The organism is Anoxybacteroides tepidamans (assembly GCF_014201465.1).
Lineage (GTDB): Bacteria > Bacillota > Bacilli > Bacillales > Anoxybacillaceae > Anoxybacteroides > Anoxybacteroides tepidamans.
The window spans coordinates 50,728-70,336 of sequence record NZ_JACHEP010000013.1; the positions used below are offsets into that span (position 1 = coordinate 50,728).

Consider the following 19,609-nt stretch of genomic DNA (forward strand, 5'->3'; position numbering starts at 1 on the left):
TCAAAATGTTAAAAAAGCAAACCGTTTGGTTATTAACGATGTTAAGTTTAGTAGTAGTATTATCGGTGTATTATGTAACCGCTCCAAAAGACATGAACGACAGCGTTGCCTTTATGAATGAACAAAACAAAAAAGCAAGCGACGCTGAAAAACAAACCGCGACAAAAGAAGGAGCCGACGTAACGTTAGAACAAACGGAAGCGCAAGATGGAAAAGCGACATCAAGCATCGCCAGCGATGACGTATTTACCGCTTTACGCCTGCAAATTGACGATGAGCGAAGCCGCTTGCGTGATCAATTAAATGCGATTGTTGCTTCAACAAGCGCAACCGCCGAGCAGAAGAGCGAAGCGATTGATAAAATTCAAAAGCTTGAAGCGCTCGCTGAAAAGGAAGCGACGTTAGAAACGCTCATTAAATCGAAAGGGGGATACGAAGACGTACTCGTTCGTGCAGACGGCGATACGGTAAGAGTGACCGTCAGAGCGAAAGAACGTTCCGCCAAAGCAGCAAACGAAATCATTCAACTTGTAAAAAGCGAAATCAGCGACATGCAAGATATTGCAGTTGAATTCCAGCCGGCAAAATAAATAGGCGAAAAGCTGACTCCTATGGGGATCAGCTTTTTTTTGGAAATAAGGGCATTCTATTTTTACAGTGGAAAAATTATTTTAATGCTATATAATAATAATTGTTTATATGACTAGATAGTAAGTATAATTATCGCTACATTCTGTTGTTGAATATGAGGGAAGGTCTGTCGTATGATGGTAGTATATGACACAATTATGGGGCGAGAGGTGTGAATAATGTTGAAAATTCAAGAAATTCGTGAGCTTATTCGATTAATTGACCAAGCAAACATTGAGGAATTTTTATACGAACACGAAGGAACAAAAGTACATATGAAAAAACCGAACGGGAATGTTCCGGTTGAGGCGGTTGTCAAAACGGTTGTGGAACCAGCTCCAAAAGCAATTGTACAGGAAGTTACAGCACCGCAAGCGACAACTGAGCCGGTGGCTGTTGTCCAAGAAACTAAACAAGAACAATCGAAACAAGAAGCGGTGAAAGCGGACAATTTGCATAAAATTACATCGCCGATGGTTGGAACCTTTTATGCGGCGCCGTCTCCAGATTCACCGCCATATGTTAAAGTGGGAGATAAAGTCAAAACGGATACGATTGTTTGCATCATCGAAGCAATGAAGCTATTCAATGAAATCGAAGCGGAAGTCAACGGTGAAATTGTAGAAATTCTTGTGCAAAACGGCCAGCTCGTTGAATATGGACAACCTTTATTCCTTGTGAAACCAGAATAAAGGGGAGGACGAGCGATGATTAAAAAGTTGTTAGTAGCAAATCGAGGAGAAATCGCCGTTCGCGTCATTCGCGCTTGCAAGGAACTTGGTATTGAGACGGTGGCGGTGTTTTCTGAAGCGGACCGGGAGGCACTTCACGTTCAATTAGCGGATGAAGCATATTGCATCGGACCGACCGCTTCAAAAGACAGCTATTTAAACTTTACGAACATTATGAGTGTCGCCACATTAACCGGATGTGACGCTATCCATCCAGGGTACGGATTTTTAGCGGAAAATGCTGCGTTTGCTGAGCTTTGCCGCGAATGCAATGTGACGTTTGTCGGTCCAAGTCCGGAAGCGATTGCAAAAATGGGGATTAAAGATATCGCCCGCGAAACGATGCGCGAAGCAGGCGTTCCAATTGTTCCTGGTTCGAGAGGAATTGTTGAAAGCATGGATGAAGCGGTTGCGCTCGCGAACGAAATCGGCTATCCTGTCATTATTAAGGCAACGGCTGGCGGCGGCGGAAAAGGAATTCGTGTCGCGAGAAACGAGCAAGAGCTGATCAAAGGCATTAACATTACCCAGCAAGAAGCGGCGACAGCGTTCGGAAATCCGGGCGTATATATTGAGAAATATATCGAAGATTTCCGTCACGTTGAAATTCAAGTGCTCGCGGACTCCTATGGCAATGCCATCCATTTAGGGGAGCGCGACTGCTCGATCCAGCGCCGCTTACAAAAGCTTGTCGAAGAAGCACCGTCTCCGGCTTTGGATGAAGAAATGCGGAAGCAAATGGGAGAAGCGGCGGTTAAAGCGGCAAAAGCCGTGAATTATACCGGTGCCGGAACCGTGGAGTTCATTTTTGACCATAAGGCGAAAAAATTTTACTTTATGGAAATGAATACGCGCATTCAAGTGGAGCATCCGGTCACAGAGTTGATTACGGGTGTGGACTTAATTAAAGAACAAATTCGCGTTGCTTCTGGAGAGAAGCTGTCGCTCATGCAAGAAGATATCACGTTTAACGGCTGGGCAATTGAATGCCGCATTAACGCGGAAAATCCGGAAAAAAATTTTATGCCGTCACCGGGAAGGATTCAAATGTATCTCCCGCCTGGAGGATTAGGGGTGCGCATCGATTCGGCGGCTTATCCGGGGTATATGATTCCCCCTTATTACGATTCGATGATTGCGAAACTCATCGTCCATGCCCCGACGAGGGAAGAAGCGATTGCGAGAATGAAACGGGCGCTCAGTGAATTTATTATCGAAGGGATTCATACAACGATTCCTTTTCACTTAAAATTATTAGAGCACGAAAAATTCGTGCAAGGGGACTTCAACACGAAGTTTCTCGAGTTGTATGATGTGATGAAATCATAGGAGGTGCTGTAGATGTCTGAGCACGTATTTGAAGTGGAGCAAGAGTCAACTAGCTTAGGAAAAGTCGAAATTGCTCCGGAAGTGATTGAAGTTATTGCTGGAATTGCGGCAAGCGAAGTCGAAGGTGTTGCGCAAATGCGCGGAAATTTTGCTGCAGGCGTCGTCGAACGGTTCGGCAAGAAAAACCATGGAAAAGGCGTAAAAGTCGATTTAAGAGAAGAAGGAGTAGCGATCGATATTTACTGCCTCATCCAATTTGGCGTTTCGATCCCGAGCGTTGCGAAAAAAATCCAAGAAAACGTCCGCCAAGCATTGTTTAATATGACAGGCTTAGAAACGAGTGAAATTAACGTTCACGTTGTCGGCATTCAATTCGATACGCCTAAACAAGAACAAGAAATCGAATAAAAGAGAAGGGGGCTCATGAACAAAATAAAGAGCCCCCTTTGTATTTAAAAAAATTTAGTATCACGAATGTTGATTATCCATTATTTTGCTAAAAAAACAGAGAATCGTACGGCAGAAAAGCTAGGAATAGAACTATCTCAACTGGTTTTTATTGGGGAATCAACACGCCTGATTTAGATCTTAGTTGACGGACGTATTTTTTATGCCATTAGCAAAAGCCGACAATTTTATATACCACATGAATGATTTGTACGGGTTGCAGTATCACTGATCATGAAAATATGGTATGATTATCGCATAAACGTTCGTTTATATATAAGAAAAGCGGAGGCGACTTAATTTCGTCTAAAGGCAGTGCGCGTCCTGCGGAGAGCGGCGAAATGTCGTCTTGGCACCATCTCAAAGCCAAACGTCCTTTCGAAGAGAAGTGCTTGCCACTTCGACTGAGGAAAGTTATTTGGCATAAGAGACCTAGACAGCAACGAAACATTTTATCCGTTTCGAATTATGTCAAATTGAGGAGGAAAACGATGAAGCGGCATACAGCGAGGGAAAAAGCGCTCCAAGCGCTGTTTCAAATTGACGTCGGTCGGATCGAACCGGAAGAAGCAATTCACAACGTGGTAAATGAAGATGAAATCGATCCGTTCCTTCGCGAACTCGTTTTTGGTGTGGTAGAGCATCGAGACGAGATCGATGAACTATTGCGCAACAACTTAGAAAAATGGACGCTGGAGCGGGTAGCGAACGTCGACCGTTCCATTTTGCGCATGGCGACATATGAAATGAAATATGTAGAGGATGTCCCGTTTAAAGTCAGCTTTGACGAAGCGATCGAATTAGCGAAAAAATTTGGCGATGATAAATCAAGCCGGTTTATTAACGCGGTTCTTTCAAAAGTGAAAGACGCATTGCAAATGTCATGATTGCTGATACAATACGAAACATAAACGACACAAAATGAACGATCAGAAAAGGGGAGTAGGAACGATGGCAGCACAAATCATTAATGGAACAGAATTAGCAAGCGTAAAACGCGCCCAATTGGCAAAAGAAGTGGAGGAGCTAAAGAGCAAAGGAATCGAGCCAGGTCTTACGGTCATTCTTGTCGGCGACAACCCGGCGTCCCACTCGTACGTGAAAGGCAAACAAAAAGCATGTGCCGAAGTCGGCATTCGTTCGACATTGTTGACGTTTCCTGAAACGATTACAGAATCGTTTTTATTGCAACAAATCAAACAGCTCAATGATGATCCGGCGGTTCATGGCATTTTAGTACAACTCCCGCTTCCAAGCCATATTAACGAACTGAAAGTGATCGAAGCGATCGCACCGGAAAAAGATGTTGATGGTTTTCACCCGATTAACGTCGGCCGCATGATGGTCGGACAAAAGGCGTTTCTTCCGTGTACTCCGTACGGCATTTTATTTATGGTGCAGTCGCTCGGTGTGGATATTGCCGGCAAACATGTCGTCGTCGTCGGCCGCAGCAACATCGTCGGCAAACCGGTCGGGCAATTATTTTTACGCGAACATGCGACGGTCACGTACTGCCATTCTAAAACAAAAGATTTAGCAGCGATCACTCGTCAAGCCGACATTTTAATTGTGGCGGTCGGCAAAGCCAATTTGATCGGCGCGCAACATGTGAAAGAAGGAGCGATTGTGATCGATGTCGGCGTCAATCGGCTAGAAAATGGGAAATTATGCGGTGACGTCCGATTTGATGAAGTGAAGGAAGTGGCCAGCTATTTAACGCCTGTGCCAAAAGGGGTCGGCCCGATGACGATTACAATGCTTCTTCATAATACGGTCGAAGCAGCGCGCGAATATGCGCAGCAAGTTCAGCGATAAGCGAGGACGGTCTTGTGGCAGAAATTAAATATGTTACGGTGACGGCGCTTACGAAATACATTAAGCGCAAATTTGAGGTCGATCCGCATTTGCAAGATTTATGGATTAAAGGGGAAATTTCCAACTTTACGTATCATTCGCGTGGCCATATGTATTTTACGCTCAAAGACGAAAATGCGCGCATTCAAGCCGTCATGTTTGCCGGCTATAACCGTTATTTGGCGTTTCGGCCGGAGAACGGCATGAAAGTGCTTGTGCGCGGTGAAATTTCTGTCTACGAACCGAGCGGCAACTATCAAATTTATGTGAAAGAAATGCAGCCGGAAGGGATCGGGAACTTGTATTTGGCTTATGAACAGCTGAAACAGCGGCTCGAAGCAGAAGGATTGTTTTCCCAAGAGCATAAACAGCCGATCCCGTCTTTTCCGCGCTATATTGGGGTCGTCACATCGCCGACTGGGGCGGCGATCCGCGATATTGTCACAACAATTCGCCGCCGCTATCCGCTTGGGACGGTCATTTTGTTTCCATCGCTCGTTCAAGGAGAGCATGCGGCCGATTCGATCGTTCGCTCGATTGAAAAAGCGAATGAACTCGGATATATCGATGTGCTGATCGTTGGCCGCGGCGGCGGGTCGATTGAAGAACTTTGGGCGTTCAATGAAGAGAAGGTGGCGCGGGCGATTTTCGCTTCCCGCGTTCCGGTCATTTCGGCAGTCGGTCATGAAACGGACTTTACGATCGCTGATTTCGTTGCCGATTTGCGCGCGCCGACGCCAACCGGAGCGGCGGAATTAGCCGTGCCTCACGTCGCCGAATTGATCGAGCGGCTGACACAGCGAAAAGTGCGATTGATTCGGGCGATGAAAGAAAAAATGGCAGCCGAATCCGAGCGGTTAAGCCGCCTGCAAAAATCGTATGCGTTTCGCTATCCGAAAAAACTATACGAGCAAAAAGAGCAGCAGTTAGACACACTTTTAGAACGGCTGAAGCGACAAACCGAGCGGCTTTTCGAGCGAAAACGGGAGCGCTTTGAACAGCTTCACCTAAAGTTAGAGGCCCATCATCCAGCGGAACAGCTAGCAAAAATGGTGGAAAAACAACAAGCGCTGACAAAATCATTAGAAAAAGAAATGCAGTCGCTTTTGAAACAAAAGCAATGGCAGTTTACCTCGCTTTTATCGCAACTGCATGCGTTAAGCCCGCTAAAAATTATGGAGCGCGGCTACAGCTTAGTCTATAATGAAAAAGAGGAATTAGTAAAAAGCGTTCGGCAAGTGCAGCCGGGAGATACAATTCAAGTGCGCTTGCAAGATGGGCGTCTTGATTGTCACGTATGGGGAATGGAGGAAGCGTTCGATGAGTGAAGAAAAAGAATTAACGTTTGAAGAAGCGATGAAACAGCTTGAAGAAATCGTGGGAAAATTAGAAGAAGGCAACGTTCCGCTTGAACAGGCGATTTCGTTTTTTCAAGAAGGAATGCGTCTTTCCAAATGGTGCCATGATAAACTGCAGCATGCCGAAAAACAAATGGAGTACATTTTGCGCGAAGACGGACAATTAGCGCCTTTCTCCATTGAGGAGGAATAACGTTGGTGGAGCAATTTTTACGGGAACAGAAGCAGCTCGTTGAGGCACAACTTCCCCGCTATATCGCTCGCTTGAACGCTCCGGGCACATTGAAACAGGCGATGTTATACTCGCTTGAAGCAGGCGGAAAGCGCATCCGTCCGCTCCTTTTATTGGCGACGTTGCATGCGTTTCATAAAGAAATAGAAATCGGTCTGCCGGTTGCCTGCGCCATTGAAATGATTCATACATATTCATTAATTCACGACGATTTGCCGAGCATGGATAACGACGATTTGCGGCGCGGAAAGCCGACAAACCATAAAGTATTCGGCGAAGCAATGGCAATTTTGGCGGGGGACGGATTGCTTACGTATGCGTTTCAAGTCATTGCCGAGATGCCGGATGCGCAAGTGGCGCCGGAAACAAAGCTGGCGTTAATCGCTGAACTCGCTAAAGCCGCAGGGCCCGAAGGAATGGTGGCTGGACAAGTGGCGGATATGGAAGGGGAAGGACAGCGGCTTTTGCTAGAAGAGTTGGAGTATATTCATCGTCATAAAACGGGAAAAATGCTCCAATATAGCGTGCTGGCCGGGGCGCTGTTAGCCGGGGCGGACGAAGCGCAAAGAGCATATCTTGATGCGTTTGCTTCGCATTTAGGGCTAGCGTTTCAAATCCGCGACGATATTCTTGATATTGAAGGATCGGAAGAAAAAATTGGCAAAAAAGTCGGTAGTGATATTGAAAACGAAAAAGTGACGTATCCGTTACTATTGACGATGGAAGGGGCTAAAGAAAAGCTAAACTTTCATATTGCAGAAGCAAAGCGCTATTTGCAAGCTGCAGACGTACAAGATGATGCATTGCGCTATATTTGCGATTTAGTCGCTACGCGCGATCATTAAAAACGGAAGGTCGTTGTTGTTTCCCTGTTTCTTATGTTATAGTGAAAAAATGGAGGTATTGCCGTTATCACATTTGTGTTAGCGGCTCTTTTTACGCTTGTGAGGAAAATAGCGGCAGAACATTTTTCTTTATTCATTTATCATGTATAATAATAAATAATATCTGTATTATATCAGCGCACTTGAAGTGAATGATAAAACGAAAGCGAGTGGTCTCGTTTGAATTTAACCGAAATTAAAGATCCGCGCTTTTTAAAATCGATGTCTACAGAACAGCTCATTCAGTTAAGCGCGGACATCCGGCAATTTTTGATTGAGAAGCTATCGAAAACAGGCGGACATATCGGACCTAATCTCGGAGTGGTTGAACTGACGATTGCGCTTCATAAAGTATTTGACAGTCCGAAAGATAAATTACTTTGGGATGTCGGTCATCAGTCGTATGTCCATAAAATTTTAACCGGGCGTGCGGGAGAATTTAATACGTTAAGACAATATAAAGGGCTTTGCGGTTTTCCGAAACGGAGCGAAAGCGAGCATGATGTGTGGGAAACAGGACATAGCTCGACATCGTTATCAGCAGCGATGGGGATGGCGATTGCCCGCGATTTAAAAGGAACGAATGAGTACATCGTTCCAATTATCGGCGACGGAGCATTAACGGGCGGAATGGCGCTCGAAGCGCTTAACCATATCGGCCATGAGAAAAAAGATATGATCGTTGTGTTGAACGACAATGAAATGTCGATTGCGCCGAATGTCGGTGCGCTTCATAACGTGCTCGGCCGTTTACGGACCGCTGGAAAATATCAATGGGTGAAAGATGAACTGGAAATGCTGCTAAAAAAAATTCCGGCCGTCGGTGGGAAATTAGCAGCAACCGCCGAGCGAATTAAAGATAGCTTAAAATATTTGCTCGTATCCGGCGTCTTTTTTGAAGAGCTCGGGTTCACGTATCTCGGACCGGTAAACGGACATGATTTTGATGATTTATTTGAGAATTTACATTATGCAAAAAAAATTAAAGGACCTGTGTTGCTTCATGTTATTACAAAAAAAGGAAAAGGATATCATCCGGCGGAAAACGATAAAGTCGGGACATGGCACGGCACTGGTCCATATAAAATTGAAACGGGCGACTTTTTAAAACCGGTTGATCAAGCGCCTTCGTGGAGTGAACTTGTCAGTGAAACGGTGCGAAAGCTGGCGCGCACAGACTCGCGCATTGTGGCAATTACTCCAGCGATGCCGGTCGGCTCGAAGCTAGAAGGATTTGCGAGCGAATTTCCAGACCGAATGTACGACGTCGGCATTGCAGAACAGCATGCGACGACGCTCGCGGCAGGGCTCGCTACACAAGGCATGAAGCCGTTTTTAGCGATTTACTCGACCTTTTTGCAGCGCGCGTATGACCAAGTTGTTCACGACGTCTGTCGGCAAAATTTAAACGTCTTTTTTGCGATTGACCGGGCTGGACTCGTTGGCGCAGACGGAGAAACGCACCAAGGGGTATTTGATATTGCCTTTTTGCGCCACGTTCCAAATCTTGTTCTCATGATGCCGAAAGATGAAAATGAAGGGCAGCACATGGTCTATACCGCCATTCAATATGACGATGGTCCGATTGCGCTTCGCTTTCCGCGCGGCAACGGCCTTGGTGTAAAAATGGACGCTGAGCTTCGCACCATCCCGATCGGCACATGGGAAGTGTTGCGTGAAGGGCGAGATATCGCGATTTTAACGTTCGGAACGACGATTCCGATGGCGCTTGAGGCAGCGGAAAAGCTGGCGAAAGAAAATGTGTCCGTCAAAGTGGTGAACGCCCGTTTCATTAAGCCGATGGATGAAGCAATGCTTCATGAGTTGTTCGAAAGCAATATGCCGCTATTAACGATTGAAGAAGCGGCGTTACAAGGCGGCTTTGGCAGCGCAGTGCTTGAATTTGCGCACGATCATGGCTATCATCAAACAGTCATTCAGCGCATGGGCATTCCGGATCGTTTCATTGAACACGGAAGTGTAAAAGAATTGCTGCAAGAAATCGGCTTAACAACAGTACATGTTGTCGATCGCGTGAAAACAATGATACCAAGAAAACAAAAAAGGGCATGAGAGATGAAAGGAAAAAAAGAACGGCTTGATATACTATTAGTTGAACGAGGATTGGCCGAAACGCGCGAAAAAGCGAAGCGGGCGATTATGGCCGGGCTTGTTTACTCGAACGAAATGCGCTTAGACAAGCCCGGAGAGAAAGTGTCAGCGGACATCCCGCTTACAGTTAAAGGAAACGCAATGCCATATGTTAGCCGCGGTGGGTTAAAGTTGGAAAAAGCGTTGCGCACGTTCGACGTAACGGTAAAAGATAAGATTTTGTTGGACATCGGCGCGTCTACAGGCGGCTTTACTGATTGCGCCTTGCAGCATGGGGCGAAAATGTCATATGCGCTCGATGTCGGGTACAACCAGTTGGCTTGGAAACTTCGCCAAGATGAGCGAGTTGTTGTCATGGAGCGAACGAATTTCCGTTACGTAACGCCGGCCCATTTTACGAAAGGCCTTCCGGAATTTGCGACGATCGATGTATCGTTTATTTCGCTCAAGCTCATTTTACCTGTTTTAAAAACGGTTCTCGTTCCGGGAAGTGACGTGATTGCACTTGTGAAGCCGCAGTTCGAAGCGGGAAGAGAACACGTTGGAAAAAAAGGAATCGTTCGGGAAGCAAACATTCATGAATTCGTCCTTGTGTCGATGATTGAATTTGCGCTTCACGAAGGCTATGACGTCCTTGACTTGTCTCATTCACCGATTACCGGAGGAGACGGCAATATCGAATTTTTGCTTCATCTCCGCTGGGAAGGAGAAAAAGAAATCGGCGATAACAAGCTGTCTAAACGGCCGAGTGAAGTCGTCAAACAAGCACACGAAAAGCTAGTGAATGGAGAGCCGAGGGAATAACAAATGCGTTATTCCCGTTTTTATGATAAATACTGTGCGAGGTGTTAACGTTGAATAAAGGGCAACGCCATATTAAAATTCGTGAAATTATTACGAATTATGAAATTGAAACGCAAGATGAACTAGTTGATATGCTGAGGCAGGCGGGATTTAATGTGACGCAGGCGACCGTTTCAAGAGATATTAAAGAATTGCAGCTCGTGAAAGTGCCGATGATGAATGGGCGTTATAAATATAGCCTTCCGGCGGATCAGCGGTTTAACCCGCTGCAAAAATTGAAGCGTGCCTTGATGGATGCATTTGTCAAAATTGACGGCGCCGGTCATTTGCTCGTCATGAAAACGCTGCCGGGAAACGCCCACGCGATCGGCGCATTGCTCGATAATCTCGATTGGAATGAAATCGTTGGAACGATTTGCGGCGATGATACGTGCCTCATTATTTGCCGTACTCCGGAAGATACGGAAAAAATTTCGCAGCGTTTGCTGGATATGCTATAAACATGGGGTGATTCCAACATGCTAGCGGAATTGTCCATTAAAAATTTTGCGATTATCGAATCGTTGTCCATTTCGTTTGATAAAGGGCTGACGGTATTAACAGGGGAAACGGGCGCCGGGAAGTCAATCATTATTGATGCGATTCATTTGTTAATTGGCGGGCGCGGTTCGGCTGAGTTTGTCCGTTATGGAGAAGAACGGGCAGAAATTGAAGGGCTATTTTTATTGGATGACGAAATGCATCCGTGTTATGAAAAATGCGCCGAAGTCGGCATTGACATCAGCGAAGGAATGGTCGTGTTGCGCCGCGAAATTTCCGTCAGTGGAAAAAGCGTTTGCCGCGTCAACGGAAAATTGGTGACAATGGCGGTATTGCGCGAAATCGGCTCGACGCTTGTCGACATTCATGGGCAGCATGAGCATCAAGAATTGATGGACCCAAGCAGGCATCTTCCGTTGCTTGATGAATATGGCGGCAAAGAAATTAGCGCCGCGCTTGAAGAATATCGCGCCGTATATGAAAAATATGAACACCTGAAAAAGCAACTTCAAAAGTTAAATGAAAATGAGCAACAAATGGCGCATCGCCTTGATTTATTAACATTTCAGCTTGATGAAATTCAAAAAGCGAACTTGCAGCCGAACGAAGATGAACAGTTGATGGAAGAAAAAGTGAAAATCATGAACTTCCAAAAAATTTACGAAGCGCTGAAACATAGCTATGAAGCGCTATATGGCGAACAGCGCGGGCTTGATTGGGTCGGGCTGGCGATGAGCCATCTAGATGATGTCACCCATATTGATTCCACACTGAAAGAGGCGTACGAAACGATTGCCAACAGCTATTATTTGCTCGAGGAAATCACTTATAAATTGCGCGATGAGTTAGAACAATTAGAATACGATCCAAGCCGTCTCGATTTCATTGAAGGGCGCCTAAACGAAATCAACCATTTGAAACGAAAATACGGGCAAACGGTAGCCGACATTTTGCAGTATGCAGAAAAAATTGTCGACGAAATCGATACGATTCAAAACCGGGATACGCATATTCATCAGCTCCAAAAAGAGTTGCAGTCGGTCGTTGAAGATTTGCTGATTGAGGCGAAAAATGTCACAAGTGTTCGCATGAAACACGCTCAAACGCTTATTCAGCATATTCACCAAGAACTGAAAGATTTATACATGGATAAAACGCAATTCGATATCGTTTTTGCGAAGCGACAAGGGGCGCTAGATGCCCCGCTTATCGATGGGGTGCCGATAAAATTTCACGAAGACGGCGTCGATGTTATCGAGTTTTATCTTTCGACGAACGTCGGCGAACCGCTCAAACCGCTTGCGAAAGTCGCCTCTGGCGGGGAATTATCGCGCATCATGCTGGCATTAAAAAGCATTTTCTCGAAGCATCAAGGAGTCACATCGATCATTTTTGACGAGGTCGATACAGGGGTCAGCGGCCGCGTGGCACAAGCTATTGCTGAAAAAATTTACCGCGTGTCCGTCGGTTCGCAAGTGCTTTGCATTTCCCATTTGCCGCAAGTCGCGGCGATGGCTGATACGCATTTGTTGATCTCAAAAGAAACGGACGGAAGCCGTACGAAAACATCGGTTAAAGCGTTGACTGATGAAGAAAAAATTAAAGAAATCGGCCGAATGATTTCCGGTGTTGAAATTACGGAATTAACAAAAGAGCATGCAAAAGAATTGCTCGAATTAGCCGCGAAAATAAAAGGATGAAAGGCTATCCATTATGGGTAGCTTTTTTTATGGGCGAAACGATTATATTTATGGCGATTAAGGCAAAATTAAAACTGTAGCCACATTTTTAAAGGTGTAGGTGGGAGCGAGGAGAGTGAAAAGGCTTGAGCGCAGAAATAATAAGAAAAATGATGGGGATCTTTCTCCTTGTTTCATTTGTTGTGATTAGTATGTCAAAACCGATGAAAGAGTATTTGCACATTCCGAAGCAAATTGTGATGTTTGAAGAAGAAAAGGTAAGTTTCGCTTCTGCCTTTCCCGTTCATGCCGAAATGAAAGGAACTTCTCATTCAGTTGATGTTATAAAAACAGAGGATTCGCTTTCGATCGCAGCGAAGCAGCGCAATGATGGGCAAATGATTTTAAATATGGGAGGAATGCCAATTAAACAAGTCAATGTCAAAATACTCCCGAGCTTAAAAGTCATTCCTGGTGGACAGTCGATCGGAGTAAAATTAAATACATTAGGCGTTCTTGTTGTTGGCTATCACCTTGTCGAAACGGAAGATGGGAAAAAATCGCCAGGAGAATTGGCAGGGATTCAAGTAGGAGATATTATTACGAATGTAAATGGAAAAGAAATTGAAAAAATGAGCGACCTTTCGCCATTTATTGAAGAGGCGGGAAAAACAGGACAACCTCTTCAACTACAACTTCTTCGTGATCAGCGTTCGATTGCAACAAAGCTGACGCCGTTAAAGGATAAACAGGATCATGCGTATCGCATCGGTTTATATATTCGCGATTCTGCTGCTGGAATTGGAACGATGACATTTTTTGATCCAATTTCAAAAAAATACGGAGCACTTGGACATGTCATTTCCGATATGGATACGAGAAGACCGATTGTCGTTCAAGACGGGCAAATTATGAAATCGACTGTTACGTCCATTGAAAAAGGGAGCAGCGGCAATCCCGGCGAAAAATTGGCGCGATTTTCGGCCGACAAAGAAGTAATCGGTAACATCACAAATAATAGCCCGTTCGGCATTTTTGGCACTTTATCAAAACCGGTGCAAAACGGACTGTTTGACGAACCAATGCCGATTGCGTTATCGCATCAGGTGAAGGAAGGACCAGCGAAAATGCTGACGGTCATTGAGGACGATAAAGTAGAAGCGTTTGACATTGAAATCGTCAGTTCAATTCCACAAAAGTTTCCAGCGACCAAAGGGCTTGTCATTCGTGTGACGGATCCTCGTCTGTTGAAAAAGACAGGAGGAATTGTGCAAGGAATGAGTGGAAGCCCAATCATCCAAGATGGGAAGTTGATTGGTGCAGTCACGCACGTATTTGTTAATGATCCGACGTCGGGGTATGGTGTGTATATTGAATGGATGTTAAACGAAGCCGGAATTGATATATATGGAAAGCAAAAACAAAAAGCGAGCTGAAAATGCTCGCTTTTTTTAGCAAAAAAAGTTAATATTTTTTCGTTTTTTGCATAGATATTTGTTGAACGATTCGATAAAATAATAACATAAAGATTTTTCGACAAAGAAGCAGATAGAAATTCGTCGAATACGGATGATTTTTGGCGAATTTTTTAAAAATACTTATTTTTGCAAAAATAAAGGATTTTTGGTGGCTGTGTCGAATGAACTTAGGTAGAATATTACATAAAATTAGATGACGAATTGGAAGTGGGGAGGCAGATTTTCTTGAAAATTAAAGTGTGTATTGCAGATGATAATCGTGAATTAGTAAGTCTATTGGAAGAGTATATTTCCGGTCAAAATGATATGGAAGTCATCGGCGTGGCATATAACGGACAAGATTGTTTATATATGCTTGAGGAAAAGCGTCCTGATATATTGTTGCTAGATATCATTATGCCTCATTTAGACGGTTTAGCGGTGCTTGAAAAAATGCGCACGAAGCGGGAAAAGCAGCCAAATGTCATCATGCTCACAGCGTTCGGTCAAGAAGATGTAACGAAAAAAGCGGTTGATTTAGGCGCTTCTTATTTTATTTTAAAGCCGTTTGATATGGAAAACTTAGTTCATCATATTCGCCAAGTGCACGGGAAAACAACGCCGGTTGTAAAAAAAGCGCCTGTTGCGTATCAAGTGCGTGAAAGCAAACCGAAAAACTTGGATGCAAGCATTACAAGCATCATTCACGAAATCGGCGTGCCCGCGCATATTAAAGGGTATTTGTATTTGCGCGAAGCGATTTCGATGGTCTATAACGATATTGAACTGCTCGGCTCGATTACGAAAGTGCTGTATCCGGATATTGCAAAAAAATATAACACGACCGCTAGCCGCGTAGAGCGAGCGATTCGCCATGCGATTGAAGTAGCTTGGAGCCGCGGCAATCTTGAATCCATCTCTTCCTTGTTCGGCTACACCGTAAGCATGTCGAAAGCAAAACCGACGAACTCCGAATTCATCGCGATGGTGGCGGATAAATTGCGGCTTGAGCATAAGGCGAGTTAACGAAAAAGGTAGTCCTGTTGCGGGCTACCTTTCATCTTTTTTCGCTTTTTCTATCTCCATGAGCTTTTGAATTAAAATGTGCTGCGGCATGTGCATCACTTGCTCGAGCGGAACGCCTAGCGCTTTGGCAAGCTTTTGCGCCGTTTCTAACGAAATTTGATGCGGGCGCATACAATCACCTCTTTTCATCTCTCAGCAAGATGGAAAACTTTTTTGCATGGCTGCATATAATTTTACTATGTTTTCGATTGCTTGGGAAAGGGGCAAAGATATGACGAAAATTTTTGCGCATCGCGGCTCGGCCGGCACGCATCCGGAAAATACGATGATCGCCTTTTATGAAGCGGAGCGGGCAGGGGCGGATGGCATTGAATTAGACGTGCAAATGACAAAAGACGGAGCGCTTGTCGTCATCCATGATGAAACGATCGACCGCACGACCGACGGAACAGGATGGGTGAAAGATTTTACTTATCGCGACTTGCAAACGCTCAACGCGGTTTATAAATTTGCGGAACAATATCAGGTGTGCCGCATTCCGTTGCTAGAAGAAGTGCTCGAATGGATTTCCGGGACTTCTTTGTTATTGAACATTGAATTAAAAAACGGGTTAATTCCTTATGAAAAACTCGAAGAAAAAGTAATCGGTATAGTAAAACATTATCGACTAGAACCGCGCATCATTTTTTCATCGTTCAATCATAACAGCATGGCCCGCTGCCGCCAGCTTGCGCCCAACATCGAAACGGCGCTTCTTTATATGGAGCCGCTCTATCAGCCGTGGCAATACGCGCGGCTTTTGGGAGCGAGCGGTTTGCATCCGTACTACCGCACCGTGTCAGAATCGTTTGTCCGCGAGGCGCATCTTCATCATGTGCATGTGCGGCCGTTTACGATTAACAGCGAGGAATCGATGAAAACAATGTTTCAATATCAAGTTGATGCGATTTTTACCGATTATCCACAAAAAGCCAAACAGATAAAAAAAAAGGCCTGAACGGTGATGTTTAGGTCATTTTTTTTGGAATCTCGGTTGCACTTTATTTCGTTTCCGGTCGCGGTGAAAAATAAACCCTCCGATAAACCCTAACCCGAGTACGAAAAAAATGAATCCACATAAAAACTGCAGCCAAAGAAATGGAATAGGCGGGTGCAAAATTCCAAACAACGTATCGCGCATCCATTTAATTCCTAGCGCGGCGATAAATCCAGGAATGAGCAAAATGATAAGAGCAATCATTCGTTGCATAGCGACATAGTCCTTTCGCATAAAAAATCGTTTCATGAAAATTGTTAACCGTTTCATTGTATTTGTCAAGAAATATCGTTATGATAAAGATATCTGCAAAAAATTGCACAATGGTAAGGTGGATGGGATGAAAAAAGCATTGATTGTTGGCGCTGGAAAAGGTGGAACTGCACTATTAAAAATTTTCGAGCAAGCGGCGACAATGGAAGTGGCAGCGGTAGTTGATCGCAATGACCGCGCACCAGGATTAGAGTTAGCCAAGACGATGAATATTCCAACGGGAAGCGACTGGCGCCCGTTTTTAACGAATGACATCGACATCGTCATTGAAGCGACAGGAGAAAAAGACGTATTCGAACAAATTCGCAAAAAGCGGCAAAAAAACACCGTCGTGATCCCAGGAGAAGTAGCATATATTATCGCTGAGCTCGTCGAGGAAAAGGAAGCGCTCATTGCCACGTTAAAAAGCGAAACGGCGCGCCGCGACTTAATTTTTAACTCGACGCACGATGGAATGATTGTGGTTGACGAATTTGCGTATATTACCCATATGAATGATAGCGCCGCTTTCATGATTGAAGTGGACAAACATCAAGCGATCGGAAAACATATTTTAGAAATCATTCCGACAAGCGGACTGCCGCGTGTATTAAAAACAAAACAAATCGAATTTCATCAGGAGTTGGAACTAGAAAACGGTCGGAAAATTATTACGACGCGCATTCCGATGGTCGGTGAATCAGGCAAGCTGCTCGGAGCATTAGCTGTATTTAAAGACGTGACCGAAGTGATGCAGCTGGCGGAAGAGGTCACAAATTTAAAAGAAATTCGCATGATGTTGGAGGCGATTATTCATTCTTCCGAAGAAGCGATTTCGGTTGTGGACGAGCATGGCAACGGCATTTTAATCAATCCGGCGTATACGCGCCTTACCGGCTTATCCGAGGAAGAGGTGATCGGCAAACCGGCGACGGCCGATATTGCCGAAGGGGAAAGCATGCATATGCAAGTATTGAAAACGCGCAAACCCGTCCGTGGTGTGCGCATGAAAGTCGGGCCGAAAAATCGTGACGTGATCGTCAATGTCGCACCGATTATTGTCGACGGCGCATTAAAAGGGAGTGTCGGCGTCATTCATGACGTGTCGGAAATTCAGCGCTTAACGAACGAATTAAACCGGGCGCGGCAAATTATTCGCACGCTTGAAGCGAAATACTCGTTTGCGGATATTATCGGTACATCGGAAGAAATGATGGTCGCAATCGAGCAGGCGAAGCTGGCAGCTAAAACACCGGTGACGATTTTATTGCGCGGAGAATCCGGAACGGGAAAAGAATTATTTGCACATGCGATCCATAACGCAAGCGACCGAAAATACAATAAATTTATTCGGGTAAACTGCGCGGCGATTTCAGAGTCGCTTTTAGAAAGTGAATTGTTCGGCTACGAGGAAGGAGCGTTTTCGGGAGCAAAGCGGGGCGGAAAGCGAGGATTGTTCGAAGAAGCGAATAACGGCAGCATTTTTCTAGATGAAATCGGCGAGCTTTCGGCGAATACGCAGGCGAAATTGTTGCGCGTTCTGCAAGAGCGGGAAATCGTTCGCGTCGGCGGCACAAAACCGATCCCGATCAATGTCCGAGTCATTGCCGCAACGAATGTGAACCTTGAAAAAGCGATTGCCGCAGGGACGTTTCGGGAAGATTTATATTACCGGCTCAATCGAATGCCGATTCATATTCCGCCGCTTCGGGCGCGAAAGCAAGATATTCCGGCACTATGCCAGCATTTAATTCATAAACTGAACCAAGATTACGGCAGGAATGTTGAAGGATTGACCGACGAAGCGATTCGCTATCTTTCCACATATGATTGGCCCGGCAATGTGCGGGAACTGGAAAACGTATTAGGCCGGGCGATGATTTTTATGAAGTTTAACGAAACACAGATGGATGTCCATCATATTCCGCCGCTGCAAATGCCGCGCGACAAACAGATCAAAGAGGTGGTCGGCAGAGAAGTATTGCGGCCGCTCGAGGAAATGCTCGAGCAATATGAAGCGCAAATCATTGATGCGGCGCTCCGCCAATGCCGCGGAAATAAAACCGCTACCGCGAAAATGTTAGGTATTTCGATTCGCAATTTATATTACAAATTAGAAAAGTATGGACTTGCAAAAAAATACATGCAATAATTTGCGTATCATGCAAAAAATTGCAATATTGTAGTAAAGCGTTTTCAATGGTTTCAAAGGCAAAATGCTTGCTTTTGTTTAAGAGAGGTGTGTTTTTTGATTTGGCACACTTTTTGCAAGATTAAAGAGCGATAGAAAAAATGCTCAAAAAGGGGTTGGATCCATGAGATGAAGCTGCAATCACTAGTAGACAAAGCAACCCAATATTCCGATATGACAGTGGCAGTTGCCGCAGCGGAAGATGAAGAAGTCATTGAAGCCGTGACGATGGCTTTAGACCATCAATTTGGCCAGTTTATTTTATATGGAGATCGTGAACGCATCTCTCATTTACTAAAACAAAAGGATGAAGACTATCAAAAAAATGGCAAGGTTCAAATTGTTCATGCCAATTCGGCCGTCCAAGCAGCGGAACTGGCGGTAAAAGCCGTTCATTTAAACGAAGCAAACGTTTTGATGAAAGGAAACATTCCAACAGCGATGATTTTAAAAGCTGTTCTCCATAAAGAATATGGCTTGCGGACCGGAAATGTCTTATCCCACGTAGCCGTATTTGAAGTGCCGAACTATGACCGGTACATCATCGTAACGGATGCCGCGATGAATATCGCTCCTGATTTGGAACAGAAAATGCAAATTGTTGCAAATGCAGTATCTGTCGCTAAAGCGATCGGAATTGAAATGCCGAAAGTGGCTCCGCTTGCGGCGGTGGAAGTCGTCAATCCAGCGATGGCGGCAACGATTGATGCGGCGGCACTCACGATGATGAACGGGCGCGGCCAATTGAAAGGCTGTATCGTCGATGGCCCGCTGGCGCTTGATAATGCCGTGTCGGTGATCGCCGCAGAGCATAAAGGTATCGCCGGCGAAGTTGCGGGAAAAGCGGATGTTTTGCTTGTCCCTAATATTGAAGCAGGAAATATTTTGTATAAGTCGCTCATTTATTTTGCGAATGCAAAAGTAGGCGCAGTGATCGCGGGGGCAAAAGCACCGATCGTTCTCACATCGCGAGCCGACTCAGCGGAAAGCAAACTTTATTCGTTAGCCCTTGCGGTTTGTTCGGCATCGAAATAAATGAAAAGAAAT

20 protein-coding genes are annotated in these 19,609 nt (G+C 45.1%); 18 read left to right on the plus strand and 2 right to left on the minus strand.

The genetic code is table 11. The features are described 5' to 3' along the window. Positions 1–5: 5 nt before the first annotated feature. From HNQ34_RS11420 to spo0A, 15 genes are all read left to right on the plus strand, one after another. Positions 6–590: a SpoIIIAH-like family protein gene (locus HNQ34_RS11420; RefSeq protein ID WP_183254622.1), complete on the plus strand. Its 585-nt coding sequence runs from the start codon at positions 6–8 to the stop codon at positions 588–590. Positions 591–809: 219 nt separating this feature from the next. Continuing rightward, positions 810–1,322 carry an acetyl-CoA carboxylase biotin carboxyl carrier protein gene (accB, locus tag HNQ34_RS11425; RefSeq protein WP_183254624.1) on the plus strand — a complete coding sequence of 171 codons (513 nt, stop codon included), beginning with the start codon at positions 810–812 and terminating at the stop codon, positions 1,320–1,322. Positions 1,323–1,337: 15 nt separating this feature from the next. After that, the gene (gene accC / locus HNQ34_RS11430; RefSeq protein WP_183254627.1) at positions 1,338–2,690 is read left to right on the plus strand and encodes an acetyl-CoA carboxylase biotin carboxylase subunit; all 1,353 of its coding nucleotides are present in this window, start codon (positions 1,338–1,340) and stop codon (positions 2,688–2,690) included. A gap of 12 nt (positions 2,691–2,702) precedes the next feature. Next, positions 2,703–3,098 carry an Asp23/Gls24 family envelope stress response protein gene (locus tag HNQ34_RS11435; protein ID WP_183254629.1) on the plus strand — a complete coding sequence of 132 codons (396 nt, stop codon included), beginning with the start codon at positions 2,703–2,705 and terminating at the stop codon, positions 3,096–3,098. Positions 3,099–3,628: 530 nt separating this feature from the next. Continuing rightward, entirely contained in the window at positions 3,629–4,024 is a 396-nt protein-coding gene (gene nusB, locus HNQ34_RS11440) for a transcription antitermination factor NusB (RefSeq protein ID WP_183254630.1), read from the plus strand. A gap of 64 nt (positions 4,025–4,088) precedes the next feature. Then, a complete protein-coding gene (folD, locus tag HNQ34_RS11445) occupies positions 4,089–4,952 on the plus strand; it encodes a bifunctional methylenetetrahydrofolate dehydrogenase/methenyltetrahydrofolate cyclohydrolase FolD (protein WP_183254634.1) in 864 nt (287 codons plus the stop codon). Positions 4,953–4,966: 14 nt separating this feature from the next. After that, positions 4,967–6,319, plus strand: a complete 1,353-nt coding sequence (gene xseA, locus HNQ34_RS11450) for an exodeoxyribonuclease VII large subunit (RefSeq protein ID WP_183254636.1) — start codon at positions 4,967–4,969, stop codon at positions 6,317–6,319. After that, a complete protein-coding gene (locus HNQ34_RS11455) occupies positions 6,312–6,542 on the plus strand; it encodes an exodeoxyribonuclease VII small subunit (protein WP_044744471.1) in 231 nt (76 codons plus the stop codon). The genes xseA and HNQ34_RS11455 overlap by 8 nt, the downstream gene beginning before the upstream one ends. Before the next feature lie 5 nt (positions 6,543–6,547). After that, positions 6,548–7,426, plus strand: coding sequence for a polyprenyl synthetase family protein (locus HNQ34_RS11460; RefSeq protein ID WP_312856125.1), 879 nt, complete (start codon positions 6,548–6,550; stop codon positions 7,424–7,426). 219 nt (positions 7,427–7,645) lie between these two features. Further along, positions 7,646–9,538, plus strand: a complete 1,893-nt coding sequence (gene dxs, locus HNQ34_RS11465) for a 1-deoxy-D-xylulose-5-phosphate synthase (protein ID WP_183254638.1) — start codon at positions 7,646–7,648, stop codon at positions 9,536–9,538. Positions 9,539–9,541: 3 nt separating this feature from the next. Next, complete coding sequence (locus HNQ34_RS11470) at positions 9,542–10,381, plus strand: TlyA family RNA methyltransferase (protein WP_183254640.1); 840 nt, start codon at positions 9,542–9,544, stop codon at positions 10,379–10,381. A gap of 50 nt (positions 10,382–10,431) precedes the next feature. Beyond that, positions 10,432–10,881 (plus strand): transcriptional regulator AhrC/ArgR, encoded by a 450-nt coding sequence (gene ahrC, locus HNQ34_RS11475; RefSeq protein WP_183254642.1) that lies wholly within the window; start codon positions 10,432–10,434, stop codon positions 10,879–10,881. An 18-nt stretch (positions 10,882–10,899) separates the two neighbouring features. Continuing rightward, positions 10,900–12,621, plus strand: a complete 1,722-nt coding sequence (gene recN, locus HNQ34_RS11480; protein ID WP_183254644.1) for a DNA repair protein RecN — start codon at positions 10,900–10,902, stop codon at positions 12,619–12,621. Positions 12,622–12,746: 125 nt separating this feature from the next. Continuing rightward, positions 12,747–14,036, plus strand: a complete 1,290-nt coding sequence (gene spoIVB, locus HNQ34_RS11485; protein WP_183254646.1) for a SpoIVB peptidase — start codon at positions 12,747–12,749, stop codon at positions 14,034–14,036. 267 nt (positions 14,037–14,303) lie between these two features. Beyond that, positions 14,304–15,083, plus strand: a complete 780-nt coding sequence (gene spo0A / locus HNQ34_RS11490) for a sporulation transcription factor Spo0A (RefSeq protein ID WP_183254648.1) — start codon at positions 14,304–14,306, stop codon at positions 15,081–15,083. Positions 15,084–15,107: 24 nt separating this feature from the next. On the opposite strand, the gene HNQ34_RS11495 is transcribed toward spo0A, so the two are convergent. Continuing rightward, a complete protein-coding gene (locus tag HNQ34_RS11495) occupies positions 15,108–15,254 on the minus strand; it encodes a YycC family protein (protein WP_183254650.1) in 147 nt (48 codons plus the stop codon). A 100-nt stretch (positions 15,255–15,354) separates the two neighbouring features. Here HNQ34_RS11495 and HNQ34_RS11500 point away from each other — a divergent pair, with 100 nt between their 5' ends. Further along, positions 15,355–16,080 carry a glycerophosphodiester phosphodiesterase gene (locus HNQ34_RS11500; protein WP_183254652.1) on the plus strand — a complete coding sequence of 242 codons (726 nt, stop codon included), beginning with the start codon at positions 15,355–15,357 and terminating at the stop codon, positions 16,078–16,080. Between the two features lie 15 nt (positions 16,081–16,095). Here HNQ34_RS11500 and HNQ34_RS11505 read toward each other — a convergent pair whose 3' ends face one another. Beyond that, a complete protein-coding gene (locus tag HNQ34_RS11505) occupies positions 16,096–16,332 on the minus strand; it encodes a DUF2627 domain-containing protein (RefSeq protein WP_183254656.1) in 237 nt (78 codons plus the stop codon). Between the two features lie 127 nt (positions 16,333–16,459). Here HNQ34_RS11505 and HNQ34_RS11510 point away from each other — a divergent pair, with 127 nt between their 5' ends. Next, positions 16,460–18,523, plus strand: coding sequence for a sigma-54 interaction domain-containing protein (locus HNQ34_RS11510; RefSeq protein ID WP_183254658.1), 2,064 nt, complete (start codon positions 16,460–16,462; stop codon positions 18,521–18,523). 168 nt (positions 18,524–18,691) lie between these two features. Next, a complete protein-coding gene (gene yqiS, locus HNQ34_RS11515) occupies positions 18,692–19,597 on the plus strand; it encodes a phosphate butyryltransferase (RefSeq protein WP_183254661.1) in 906 nt (301 codons plus the stop codon). Positions 19,598–19,609 lie beyond the last annotated feature (12 nt).